Source organism: Staphylococcus sp. HMSC036D05, assembly GCF_001836225.1.
GTDB classification, from domain to species: Bacteria; Bacillota; Bacilli; order Staphylococcales; family Staphylococcaceae; genus Staphylococcus; species Staphylococcus caprae.
In genome coordinates this window covers 115,814-128,047 of the sequence record NZ_KV827773.1, presented here as the reverse complement: position 1 = coordinate 128,047, position 12,234 = coordinate 115,814, and the positions used below count along the sequence as shown (strand labels likewise).

General features: G+C 33.2%; 11 protein-coding genes. 5 read left to right on the top strand and 6 right to left on the bottom strand.

What is annotated here, in order from left to right; translation table 11 throughout:
• Window positions 1-147: 147 nt before the first annotated feature.
• Both HMPREF2580_RS01150 and HMPREF2580_RS01145 read right to left on the bottom strand, forming a co-directional pair.
• On the bottom strand, window positions 148-1,032 hold the full coding sequence (locus HMPREF2580_RS01150; protein ID WP_002444436.1) for a cidABC operon transcriptional activator CidR: 885 nt from the start codon (window positions 1,030-1,032) through the stop codon (window positions 148-150).
• A 27-nt stretch (window positions 1,033-1,059) separates the two neighbouring features.
• The gene (locus tag HMPREF2580_RS01145; RefSeq protein ID WP_002444439.1) at window positions 1,060-1,785 is read right to left on the bottom strand and encodes a YoaK family protein; all 726 of its coding nucleotides are present in this window, start codon (window positions 1,783-1,785) and stop codon (window positions 1,060-1,062) included.
• A 347-nt stretch (window positions 1,786-2,132) separates the two neighbouring features.
• On the opposite strand from HMPREF2580_RS01145, the gene HMPREF2580_RS01140 reads away from it, so the two are divergent.
• Window positions 2,133-3,584, top strand: a complete 1,452-nt coding sequence (locus tag HMPREF2580_RS01140; RefSeq protein ID WP_070830106.1) for an APC family permease — start codon at window positions 2,133-2,135, stop codon at window positions 3,582-3,584.
• 167 nt (window positions 3,585-3,751) lie between these two features.
• Here the strand turns inward: HMPREF2580_RS01140 and HMPREF2580_RS01135 are convergent, their stop codons facing one another.
• Window positions 3,752-4,834, bottom strand: coding sequence for an ABC transporter permease (locus HMPREF2580_RS01135; protein WP_070830105.1), 1,083 nt, complete (start codon window positions 4,832-4,834; stop codon window positions 3,752-3,754).
• Window positions 4,831-5,559, bottom strand: a complete 729-nt coding sequence (locus HMPREF2580_RS01130; protein ID WP_037541695.1) for an ABC transporter ATP-binding protein — start codon at window positions 5,557-5,559, stop codon at window positions 4,831-4,833. The genes HMPREF2580_RS01135 and HMPREF2580_RS01130 overlap by 4 nt, the downstream gene beginning before the upstream one ends.
• Before the next feature lie 135 nt (window positions 5,560-5,694).
• Between HMPREF2580_RS01130 and HMPREF2580_RS01125 the strand changes: the two genes are divergently transcribed.
• Window positions 5,695-6,258 (top strand): TetR/AcrR family transcriptional regulator, encoded by a 564-nt coding sequence (locus HMPREF2580_RS01125; RefSeq protein ID WP_002444447.1) that lies wholly within the window; start codon window positions 5,695-5,697, stop codon window positions 6,256-6,258.
• A gap of 187 nt (window positions 6,259-6,445) precedes the next feature.
• Here the strand turns inward: HMPREF2580_RS01125 and HMPREF2580_RS01120 are convergent, their stop codons facing one another.
• Complete coding sequence (locus HMPREF2580_RS01120) at window positions 6,446-7,783, bottom strand: aspartate aminotransferase family protein (RefSeq protein ID WP_070830104.1); 1,338 nt, start codon at window positions 7,781-7,783, stop codon at window positions 6,446-6,448.
• 282 nt (window positions 7,784-8,065) lie between these two features.
• On the opposite strand from HMPREF2580_RS01120, the gene HMPREF2580_RS01115 reads away from it, so the two are divergent.
• From HMPREF2580_RS01115 to HMPREF2580_RS01105, 3 genes are all read left to right on the top strand, one after another.
• A complete protein-coding gene (locus tag HMPREF2580_RS01115; RefSeq protein WP_070830103.1) occupies window positions 8,066-8,494 on the top strand; it encodes a hypothetical protein in 429 nt (142 codons plus the stop codon).
• A gap of 147 nt (window positions 8,495-8,641) precedes the next feature.
• Window positions 8,642-9,229 (top strand): cell surface protein, encoded by a 588-nt coding sequence (locus HMPREF2580_RS01110; RefSeq protein WP_070830102.1) that lies wholly within the window; start codon window positions 8,642-8,644, stop codon window positions 9,227-9,229.
• Window positions 9,230-9,448: 219 nt separating this feature from the next.
• The gene (locus HMPREF2580_RS01105) at window positions 9,449-10,810 is read left to right on the top strand and encodes an FAD-dependent oxidoreductase (protein ID WP_070830101.1); all 1,362 of its coding nucleotides are present in this window, start codon (window positions 9,449-9,451) and stop codon (window positions 10,808-10,810) included.
• Between the two features lie 123 nt (window positions 10,811-10,933).
• Here the strand turns inward: HMPREF2580_RS01105 and HMPREF2580_RS01100 are convergent, their stop codons facing one another.
• Window positions 10,934-12,199: a putative glycoside hydrolase gene (locus HMPREF2580_RS01100; RefSeq protein ID WP_070830100.1), complete on the bottom strand. Its 1,266-nt coding sequence runs from the start codon at window positions 12,197-12,199 to the stop codon at window positions 10,934-10,936.
• Window positions 12,200-12,234: the final 35 nt, after the last annotated feature.

The following is a 12,234-nucleotide window of genomic DNA, read 5'->3' as shown; positions in this document are numbered from 1 at the left end:
ACGTGTTTAAACAGTGAGGTAACAACATAAAATAAGCTCCTAAAACGAAGTATTCATTCACTTCAATTTAGGAGCTTTGTATTTTGGAATTTATTATCCAGTTTATAGTAAGTCTAAGATTAATAACTCAAACAAATTAAACGTGTTCTATTTAATAGGCTCAAGTTGTGATATAAAATCAATCCATTGGCGCGTTACAAAATTCAGGTATGCATCCTTTCTCCAAATCGCACCTAGATGCCAAGAGAGCTCTACATTTTCTAACTGTATAGACGTAACATTATCCCCCATTAAATGTACTAAACTTTCTGGTACGATACTGATACCTATACCTTGTTGAATCATATTGGCAATAAAACTGATTTGTGAGATGTTTGCCACTGTTTTAGGGTAAAAGCCTATGCGTTTACAATTTTCGATAATCTGGTCTTTTAAATAATAATCATCATGGAAGAGTACGAATTCTTCATCTTTCAGTTCAGCTAAGTCGACCTTTTTCAAATGTGCAAGGTGATGATCATTACTTACCACAAGTAGTAATTCCTCATTGTATAAAGGAATTGAATGGAATAGCGTGTGATCGACTGGTAAAGTAGTGATTCCGATATCTACTTCGTCATTGGCAGTTAAATTCTCAACTATTTTACCTCCGCCTTCAATCACTTCATACGTCACATTTGGGTATAACTTATGAAACTGGTTGAGGGCATTCGTAAACATTTGCACATTCATCATAGGTGACAGACCTATTTTAATGTGACCTTTTTGAACATTCACCACATCATTCATTTCTAATGAAAGCTTTTCAAATAATGCTAAAAATTCTAAACTGTTATCATAAAATGTTTGCCCAATGTCAGTGAGTTTAATTTGTTTCTGAGAACGGTCGAATAAAGTAATATCGTATTCATTTTCAATGTTCTTGATTGCTTTACTTATCGTTGATTGAGCAATATATAAATGTTCAGATGCTTGTGTCATTCCACCTTGGCGAACAACTTCTACGAAATATTTTATTTGTTTAATTTCCATTTATTCTCATCCTTATGCAAATTAATATTACTGTATATTACGTTCTCTGCGATAAATGAGGAAGCTATAAAATATTAAGACACCCAGTAAAATGATTGCAGCAATTAATATGGTATAGATTCCCATAAATTTTTGAAGTAACGCAGATACAATTGCCCCCACAACAAAACTTATTACTATTCTAATGTAAAGTAACGATTTACTCAATTGTACTTTATCTTTATTTATCATATATTCACTTAATGCGACAACGCCTTTTTTTAAATTACCAGTTGAAAAGGTATTTGCATAACCTTCGCCTTCGATTTTACTGAAAGCGGTAGTAAGCATGGCCATACTAAATGCGAGTGGCGGAATAATAAATAAATTAGATACTGTACTAGGAGTGAAACCGACAACGATACTACTAATTGTGATTGGAAGTAACGCGATTAAACGCCAATATCTTGTCGCAATTTTAGCATGTATCAATGAAACAAACATGACGCCAATCATAAAGGAGAGTACTGAAATAATTTTTAAAAGACCACCATTAAGGTTATGATGTGAAACTTCAGAAGCTAAAAAGATGATATTACCCGTTTGTCCAGCTGCTAAAGTTCCACCTCGTTCTAAAAAGGTATAGGCATCTACATATCCACCAACAAACGTCAATGCAATTGCTATTTCTTTAAATTGATAAATATTTTGAGTGAGATATTTATCTAGTGAAATGTCTACCCACCTCTTTTCAATTTTCTTCAAAATTATCATACACCTTTTAAATGCCAATTGTTAATTTATTAGTTTTACACTGTTTAAATGTAATTTGTAAAATATTGGTAAAAATTCCTTTTAAAAAGCTATTCTTATTTTTCAGATATCTGATATAATCAAGTTTATCATTTCGCGATAAGCTTAAGTTTGATTTATTCATCAAATAGACATAAAAAGCTTTAATTTTTCAGAATTTTTAGATAAAAACACATTATTCTGTGCTATGATATAAATTATTAGAAATAGTTCATCATTCATATTGTTAATAAAGCGTTTTTCAAGAATATTAAACAATTTAAATAGCTGTTCGAAATAGATTACTTTTTAATCAGTGGAGGTTCATTATGGCAAGTTTCTTTAACCGGATTACTCGAAAAGAGAATCCAACAATTTATCAAAACAAAGATGGACACCTTAAACGTACGTTGCGTGTGCGTGATTTCCTTGCATTAGGTGTAGGTACCATCGTTTCAACATCAATTTTTACCTTACCTGGGGTGGTAGCTGCAGAGCATGCAGGACCTGCAGTAGCATTATCATTTTTATTAGCAGCTATCGTAGCAGGACTTGTAGCATTCACATATGCTGAAATGGCATCAACTATGCCTTTCGCAGGTTCAGCTTATTCTTGGATTAACGTATTATTTGGCGAACTCTTCGGATGGGTTGCTGGATGGGCTCTCTTAGCAGAATACTTTATTGCAGTTGCTTTCGTAGCGTCAGGTTTTTCAGCTAACTTAAGAGGACTTATTGCACCACTTGGAATTAGCTTACCTAAAGCATTATCGAATCCGTTTGGTAGTGATGGTGGCGTCATTGATATTATTGCAGCTGTGGTTATTATCTTGACTGCTTTATTACTTTCTCGTGGTATGAGTGAGGCTGCACGTCTTGAAAATATTTTAGTTATACTTAAAGTGTTAGCGATTATCCTTTTCGTGATTGTTGGTTTAACAGCAATTCATTTCAGCAATTATGTACCATTTATTCCTGAGCATAAAGTCACTGCTTCAGGCAGTCACTTCGGTGGATGGCAAGGTGTATACGCTGGTGTCTCAATGATATTCCTAGCATATATCGGATTTGACTCAATTGCGGCTAACTCTGCAGAGGCAATTAATCCTCAAAAAACGATGCCTAGAGGCATTTTAGGATCTTTAGTTGTCGCAATTGTACTATTTGTAGCTGTAGCCTTAGTATTAGTTGGTATGTTCCACTATTCTAAATATGCTGGTAACGCTGAACCTGTAGGTTGGGCATTACGTCAAAGTGGTCATGGTATCATCGCAGCAGTTGTTCAAGCTATCTCGGTGATCGGTATGTTTACGGCTTTAATAGGTATGATGTTAGCCGGATCTCGTCTATTATATTCATTTGGTCGTGATGGCTTACTCCCTGCATGGTTGAGTCATTTAAATCATAAACATTTACCTAATAGAGCATTAGTGATTTTAACAATTATTGGTGTATTAATTGGATCAATGTTCCCATTCACTTTCTTAGCACAATTGATTTCTGCAGGTACACTAGTTGCATTTATGTTTGTATCACTAGCAATGTATCGTCTAAGAAAACGTGAAGGTAAAGATTTACCTAAACCAGCTTTTAAATTACCATTATATCCCGTTTTACCTGCGATTACATTTGTGCTCGTATTACTTGTATTCTGGGGTTTAAGTCATGAAGCTAAATTATATACTTTAATTTGGTTCTTTGTAGGTATTGTGATTTATTTACTCTATGGCCTAAAACATTCTAAGAAAAATGAAGAAGAAGAGTATCACGTACCAAAATAATTCATATTATAGAGCTTGGGACATAATTTCCAAAAATAATAGCAGTAAGATGATTTCAGCTAGAATCTTCTTACTGCTACTTTTATATTCAATACTACGTATTTACACGTCATTTTACATCAATATATAATAGGATGTTTCGATTTCACATACCTCACAATACACTTTTATACTTTTCTATAACGTTTTAATCCAATAATATTTAAAGCGATAAACACAATTATAAATAATGTGAGTATAAGTAAATCGAACCAAATATGAGTCCATCCTTGTCCTTTTATCATTACGTTTATTAAACCATTACCAGCATATCGCAATGGGAATAAATATCCTATATTGCTAAGCCAATGGGGCATATTTTCTAAAGGAAATATACCTGAAAAGAATACTTGTGGCACAGCAAATAGTGGAATAAATTGAATCATTTGAAATTCTGAATTAGCAAATGTAGAAATGAAAATCCCCATTGATAATGCGGTAATGGCTAATAATATATTAATTAAAATTACATATACTAAACTACCCGCTAAATGAATACTAAGAAGATAAATTGAAAATAACACTATAATCAGTGTTTGAATGATAGCGAAAATTCCGTAGCCTATAAGATAACCTGAAACAATTTCCGTACGACGAATAGAAGTAGATAAAACACGTTCTAATGTTCCTGTAGTGCGTTCTCTTAATAATGTAATGCCCGAAATTAAAAATACAAATAAGAATACAAAGAATCCCATTAAAATAGGAAACATTTTATCAAAATAGTTGCTATTAGAATCACCATATAAATAATGATTAGATATATCAATATCTTGCTTATTCTTCATTTGCATTGACTTTGGCATTTTTTCAGAAACTTTCTTTACACTACTAAGTCTATCTTTCTGAATTGCTTGGCCAATCATTTGTTTAATCTGATTAGATTTACTAGGATCTTCATTTGTATAAGTCACATGAAGTGTATGACTTTTTTGATATATAAACCCATCTAAATTGTCGTCTTCTATTTTAGATTTAATATCTTTTTGTGTTTTATATTTTTTAAAATCTAAATTTGAAGAAGGAAGATGGTTTGTAATATTAGATGACACTGAATGATCTATACCAATTTTCAAGTCTTCTTCATTACCATTAAAGACGAAATACATCAATGTCAATATCAGCATGGGAGCTAAAAACATAAGTGCAAGCGTACGTTTATCACGAAGTAATTCCTTCATAACACGTTTGACTATTGCGAAAAGTTTCAAGATGAACTCACCTCCTCGGCTTTTATAAATACTTCTTCAATCGTATCAGCGTTAAATTTCTTTTTTAGATTTTTAGGAGTATCTAAGGCAAACAATCTACCTTCTATAATTAAACCAACCTTATCACAACGCTCAGCTTCATCCATAACATGAGTGGTTACTACCACACTTTTTCCTTTATCGACTATATTTTTTAATTGTGTCCAAATCTGATTACGTAACTTAGGGTCGATTCCTACTGTCGGCTCATCTAATATGATTAAATCGGGTTGACCAAGCAAAGCCATTGCTAAAGATAGTCGGCGTTTCATTCCACCTGAAAATTGATTAACCTTTTTGTTCAATGTGTTTTCTAAATCAACTAAAGACATATTTTTCTTAATGTTGTCTTCCAATTCTTTACCTTTTAATTCTGAAAGGTGACCAAAGAAGTCTAAGTTTTCATAAGCAGTTAAATTTTCATAAAGTGCATCTGTTTGCCCCATATAACCGATTTTATTTAAAACTTGACGATTAGGTATTTTTTGTTTGAAAATTTCAGCTGAACCAGAATCGAAATTTTCCATACCAAGTAAACATTTTATCGTTGTCGTCTTACCTGAACCACTAGGTCCAATTAAACCAAGAAGTTCTCCTCTATTAATTTCTAAAGTAATACGATTTAACACTTTATGTGTTCCATATGATTTTACCACTTCGTACAAGCTAGCAATGCTTCGATCCATACAAATTGCCTCCTTTGTTGACATGACTTACAGTTTATATATATTTAATGTTAAGAGTTTTATGTAATTATAGTGATAAAAATTATTAAAAAGCGAACACATTTACATTAATTGTTCACTAAAAGGTGGATCATAATGAGAGAAAGAGATATTAGGGATATCCGTGTAACCAAAACTCAAAATCGTATTCGTAATGGAATGATGAGACTTTTAAAAATAAAAACATATGAGACCATAACTGTGAAAGACATTTGTAAAGAAAGTCAAATCAGTAGAACAACATTTTATTCACACTATAATGATAAAGAACATTTTATTTATTCTCATCTAAATGAACTATTAAAAAAAGGAAAAAGAGAATTATTAAAAGAAGAATTTTCCTCACAAACTTATTTTTTTGAAAATGCTATTAAGTTCTGGTCAACAAGTGGGTCTCTTATATTAATATTATTAGGTGATAACAGTGCACATAAGTTGCATCAAGAAATCAAAAAAGTATTACAAAGAAATATAGAAATCAATATCGTACCCATCTTAAATACAAAGTTGTTAACGACAAAAGAAAAGTATTTCTTATTAATTTTTATCAGTAATGCCATTTTCGGAGTAATACAAGATTGGGTTAATAGAGGATGTATAGAGAAACCTAATGAATTAGCAACTATTATGAATAAAATCATTACTAGTGCATTCAAATAAATTGATAACATGATAAAACACAATTACTTATTATCAAGTATTTCTTTAATATCCAATTGTTATAGATTCAATATACTAAAGCCTCGCTATGACCATTAAATGATGCATAGCGAGGCATATTACATATTTATTGTTGCTAATTTAACTTATTTTTATTTACTTGAGCTACAATTTCATGATTTGATGATTACCATCCTTGACCTGTAATTTCATATTGATCTAGTTTACCTTGTTGCAAAGCTTGAAGGGCATTTTCAATAGTGTCGAGCGCTTGATCAAGTTGTTCATAAGTAATCACTAGTGGAGGTTGGAATCGTAAAACATTGCCGGCTACAGCAATAATCACAACGCCATGTTTAAAGCAATCATTACATATCTTTAAAGCCGCTTCTGGATCACGTGTCTTTTCTTTTTTATCAGACACAATATCAATACCTATTGATAATCCTACACCTCGCACGTCTCCTACACTTTCATATTGTTTAACCCATTGATTCATACGCTGACGTACGTAGTTCCCCTTTTCAGTGGAAGCCATTAATAAATCTTCTTCTTCGATCATTTCAATTGTGGCCAAAGCCGCTTCACAACTTACTGGATTCGCCCCTGTTGTAAATAAATGTGCCGGTGCTTCAAGACTTTCCATGATATCTTTACGGCCTACAATCGCTGACATTGGTAAACCACCTGCTAAGGACTTTCCAAATGTGATGAGGTCTGGCGTGAAATTGTAATGCGATACAGAACTCCATGTGCCAGTACGACCAAGTCCTTGTTGGATATCATCAACAGCGATTAAAATACCATGTTGGTGGCATAAGTTTTGTAATGCTTCAAAATAACCCGGCACTGGCTCTAACAACCCACCGTCACCTTGAATCGTCTCAACCACGATGCATGCAACCTCCTCAGCTGGCACATACTTTGCAAACATCTCTTTAAGAGGAGCCAAATATTCTTCTACTGTATTAGGTTGTGATTGCTCGAACATCCCTCTATATTTATCAGGGAATGGAATATGATAGAAACCGTTGAGCAATGGTCCGTAATGTTTACGCATGTTTAAACTAATGGCTGACATCGATAATGAACCGAATGTTGAACCATGATAAGCATTCGTAAAACTGATAATATACGGTCGCCCAGTATAAGCACGTGCAAATTTGATAATGCCATCATTAGCATCTGATCCTGATAAACCAAATGCTACTCTTTTCTCATCATCGCCTGGCGCAATGTCGCATAACTTTTTAGATAGACGTACAAGTGGCTCGTGGTACATATACGCTGGCGTATAGTGTACAAATTTTTCTGCTTGTCTTTTAATCGCGTCAGTCACTTTCTTAGGTGCATGTCCAATATTTTGTGAACTGGCACTTGATAAGAGATCAATATATTCTTTCCCGTCTACATCAACTAATGTGGCACCAAAGCCATGATCAATAGCTAAAGGATAATATTTGATTCGTCCTGATTTCGCGAAATATTCTCCATCTTCATTTATTAGTTTTTCTGCTTTACTCATGATAAATTCACCTTCCCTATGAATTATCATTCATTCTTCATACTGTTTTTAGTCCATCTAAACACTCTCTTTTTATATTTTTATCAGTCTCAAAATGAATTCTTGATATTATGGTAGTAATCAATATACTAATAATTTTCTGATTTGTAAATATTTTCAGAATAATTAAAAAATTAAACTTCTTCATTAATTTAAATATGAAATTAACTTGATAAGCAACGATGTATAAACATAATGGATACGGGAATTAAAATAAGTAATACAATGATTGGAGGAAATGATATGTGGTTAAGATACGGTTATCACTTACTATGTGCATTCATCATAAGTGCGCTTCTATTAATCACTACGATGGTGATGGATGTCCTTTTACAATCAACACATTTAACACAGTTATTGCTTAATATTGATTTTCTTGTAAATCCCAAAAACGTACCTACCATTGTCGAAGGTCTGATTCATCTATGTATTGGGCTTACGATTTATGTCGTATTTTTAATCATTTATCAATATTCAAAGTCACTTTACTATTTAGCATACTTTCCTTTAATAGTTATTTTTATTATTATGTACCCTTTTTTAATCGCTATAGCACAACGTTCATTCTTTACATTTAGCTGGACTGAATACTTCTGGTGGATGATTGCTCATATTATCTTTATGGTATTAATGGCGATTTGTATTCCTACGATTTCAAATAAACATTTATGAGTTTATATTAACTTTTTTAACTTACCTTAAAGTTTCGATGTGGTTTCATTTAAAGCGGTATGATTATTCGATTCAGGTGGTACACTAAAAGCGTAGAAAACATTCTATCAAATTCTAAATTCTCTAATTCGAAAAGGGGTTATCATTGTGAACAAGATTGTTCTTCTTGCATCAACTGTTTTAACAAGTGCAGTATTATTTTCCACTGTAAATATTTCTGAAGCAAAAGCGGATGAAGTAACTGCAAATAATGCAAAACATGTAGCACAACAAGCTATGAAAAACAGCGGTGGCAATCCCTACTTACAGAATTTCAAAACTGTCAAAGATAAAGGAGATTACTACAAAATCGACATTAGTAATAAATCTGGTGCAGGTGTAGGCACATATAAAGTCTACAAAAATGGAGAAGTTCAATATAAAAGTGGAAACTATGGTGAGTATAGTACTTTAAATAATAAAGATTGTTATACAGGACAAGGTATTACAACTAAAACTTATAAAGAAACACATCATGCGACAAACACTGACACATCAGTAGATTCTGCTAGAGAACTTAACGCGTTCTACGTTGGAAATGTGCAGTCTTCTGATCTACCGGAGCAATCTAAACAGACACTGCCAGAAAGTGGTAATCATCACAGTAATCGAGGCACAGAAGTCGCAGCAACTGCCTCACTACTCGCAGGCGGATTATTGATCGCTAGACGTAAGTCTTTACTCAAAACTTCATAATCGAACAACCTTAATTGCTTTTATAAATGGTCGAAAGATAGTGAGGAATCGCTATTGGTTCGGCCTTTTTTTATGACGATTTTTTGAAAAATAACTTTTAAACAAGTAACAAATGAATAAACAAGGCTTTAAAGGGAAAATGAAATATTGTAAACACTAAATTAAATTTATGCATATCAATTGCAAATAGATATACATTTTTTAAGGAGGAATTAGATTATGAAATATGTAGTTGTTGGTACGTCACATGCAGGTTATGAAGCTATTGAAACCCTTTTAAAAGAAGATTCAAGTGCTGAAATCGAAGTATTTGAAAGTGGCGATAAACCTTCATTCCTATCCTGTGGAATTCAAAGTTATTTAGAAAATGTTTCTCCTTCACTTGATTCATTACACTATGCTTCAACATCTTCTTATGAAGAACAAGGTGTGAACATTCATACTAATAGTACTGTGACTGACTTAGACACTGATAAAAAAGTGATTACCGTAGAACAAAACGGTCAATCTAACGAAGTGTCCTATGATAAATTGTTCTTAAGTCCAGGTGGCAAACCTGTCACACCCCCTGTTGATGGTATAGATCAATATAATAACGTCTTATTTATGCGAGGTCGTGAATGGGCAGATCAAATTAAACAACGTATGCCACAAGCTAAAAAAGCAGTTGTTGTAGGCGGTGGATACATTGGTATTGAAGCTGCTGAAGCCTTTGCTAAAGCAGGTATTGAAACAACAATTGTTGATATTGCAGATAGAATTTTAAACACTTACCTTGATAAAGAATTTACTGATATTTTAGAAGAAAATTCTAAACAACACGGTCTTTATTTCAAAGGTGGCGAAACCGTTCAATCACTTTCAGGTGACAACGATGGTAATGTGACTAAAGTTGTGACAGATAAAGCTGAATACGAAGCTGATACCGTATTATTCGCAGTGGGTGTTGAACCTGCTACAGAATGGTTAGATGGCAAAATTGATTTAGGTAAAAAAGGTATTATCAATATCAATCATCAACAACAAACATCTGCTAAAGATGTATACGCAGGTGGTGACGCAACGCTTGTACCATTTGCACCAGTTAATGAGGATCGTTATATCGCGCTCGCAACCAATTCTCGTCGTCAAGGCGTTGTTGCAGCGAAAAACATGACTGGTAACGATATGACAATGCCTAGAGTATCCGGTACTTCTGGATTACAATTATTTGATTATAAATTCGGACAAACAGGTGTCCATGGTACTGAAGCGGATAGTTATGATGGTAATCTAGGTCAGAAATATGTAGAAGAACTTATTCATCCTAAATTTATGCAAGATGATACAAAAGTTCATATGAAAATCATTTACGATGAAGATAGTCATAAAATTTTAGGTGGACAAGTGATGTCTACTGAAGATGTAACAGCTTCTATCAATACAATTTCTATTGCGATATCAGCTGGTTTCACTTTAGAACAATTTGCGGTACAAGATTTCTTCTTCCAACCTGATTATGACCGTCCTTGGAACTATCTCAATGTATTAGCGCAACAAGCATTGGGCGATACGTTCGGAAGCGACAAAATGTTATTCTAATTCATTTGAATAAGTAATAAATGCTCAGTAAGGCGTACGCTATCGTCGTCTTACTGAGTTTTTTAATGCAAAAATCATCTTAGCGCCTAATATAAAATGACACTAAGATGATTGAAATATATATTAATTGCTTTGATTTTGATTATCTTCTTTTGAGTCTTTATGCTTATGCTTTTTTTCACCTTTGTCTTTAATTTTTTCTTTTTTAGGGTGATAATTAGGTCCATTTGTATAGTCATTAGCTGCATTCCAAATTAAGAACTCATTGATACCATTGTCTTTAAGCGCTTGAACTTGATCTGAAATGGCTTGTGCATCATATTCCTTATATTTACCTTCACCTAAATAAGAGGCAGTAAAATCTTGGATCCACGGTCTTGATTTCGGTTTATCGTTACCTAATTTATTTAAAATACTATTTTCACGTTGAATGTAACGATTCACTGTTTTATAAGGTTCTGTATCTGGTGCTTTTAATCCAAAGTCTCCTGGACTCCAATGAGATGGATAAATCATTGAAGATATTGCATCTACATTTTTAGAGATTTTAGGGAAACTTTGTCCAATACCTGGCGCATTTTTAACTAATGCTGAATATCCGAAGACATCTGCAGAAATTTTAACATGATATGGTTTCAATTCTTTATGTGCATATTCCAAGTATTTAGTTACAGTATCTACACGTTGGTCTCCAGAACTTAACTTACTATTTTGATAGTCGCCTTTATCATAATCTAAGTTGCTTGCCTCATTTTCAAAACCTTCAGGGAATCGAACATAGTCGTATTGAATGTCACGGAACCCAGCCTTTGCTGCAACTTTAGAAATTGCAACATTATATTTCCAAACATCTTTTACAAACGGATTAACAAAGCTATCGCCTTTACCATTCTCCCAAACTGACCCATCCTTATCTTTAAATGACCATTCTGGATGTTCCTTAGCCAATTTAGTATCTTTGAAGGTAACAATACGTGCGATTGGATAAATATTGTTTTTCTTCAATTTCTTTAAAAGTGGCTTTGCTTCAGCAAGATCCATTTCGTTTTTGTCTATGAGTTTATTTCCAGTGTGGAACTTCATTGTGATGTTACCAGCATCATCTTTAACGTCTATAACCATTGAATTCAGTTTAGAATCTTTAATGTATTGAATCAGTTCATCCATTTTCTCATCTTTAGTAGAACCACTCGCCACATAAATGCCTTTTACACCATCTTTAGGATATTGAACCGCATTGTCACTTTGTTTCTTACTAGATTGTTTAGTTGATTGTTTATCCCCTTTGTCTTCATCGTTCGTTTTATTGTCTTGTCCCTCATTATGACTGCAAGCTGATAATAGTAATGCACTTGTAGCAAAAACAGCTAGAACTTTCTTTTTATTCATACCCTGTCGCCTCCCAAACACACAAAATATAAATT

Excerpts from the sequence above, each read along its gene's own strand:
- HMPREF2580_RS01125 (WP_002444447.1), top strand. The coding sequence starts at position 5,695 with ATGAGAGAAAGAGATATTAGGGATATCCGTGTAACCAAAACTCAAAAT.
- HMPREF2580_RS01150 (WP_002444436.1), bottom strand. The coding sequence starts at position 1,032 with ATGGAAATTAAACAAATAAAATATTTCGTAGAAGTTGTTCGCCAAGGT.
- HMPREF2580_RS01120 (WP_070830104.1), bottom strand. The coding sequence starts at position 7,783 with ATGAGTAAAGCAGAAAAACTAATAAATGAAGATGGAGAATATTTCGCG.
- HMPREF2580_RS01140 (WP_070830106.1), top strand. The coding sequence starts at position 2,133 with ATGGCAAGTTTCTTTAACCGGATTACTCGAAAAGAGAATCCAACAATT.
- HMPREF2580_RS01130 (WP_037541695.1), bottom strand. The coding sequence starts at position 5,559 with ATGGATCGAAGCATTGCTAGCTTGTACGAAGTGGTAAAATCATATGGA.
- HMPREF2580_RS01115 (WP_070830103.1), top strand. The coding sequence starts at position 8,066 with ATGTGGTTAAGATACGGTTATCACTTACTATGTGCATTCATCATAAGT.
- HMPREF2580_RS01105 (WP_070830101.1), top strand. The coding sequence starts at position 9,449 with ATGAAATATGTAGTTGTTGGTACGTCACATGCAGGTTATGAAGCTATT.
- HMPREF2580_RS01100 (WP_070830100.1), bottom strand. The coding sequence starts at position 12,199 with ATGAATAAAAAGAAAGTTCTAGCTGTTTTTGCTACAAGTGCATTACTA.
- HMPREF2580_RS01145 (WP_002444439.1), bottom strand. The coding sequence starts at position 1,785 with ATGATAATTTTGAAGAAAATTGAAAAGAGGTGGGTAGACATTTCACTA.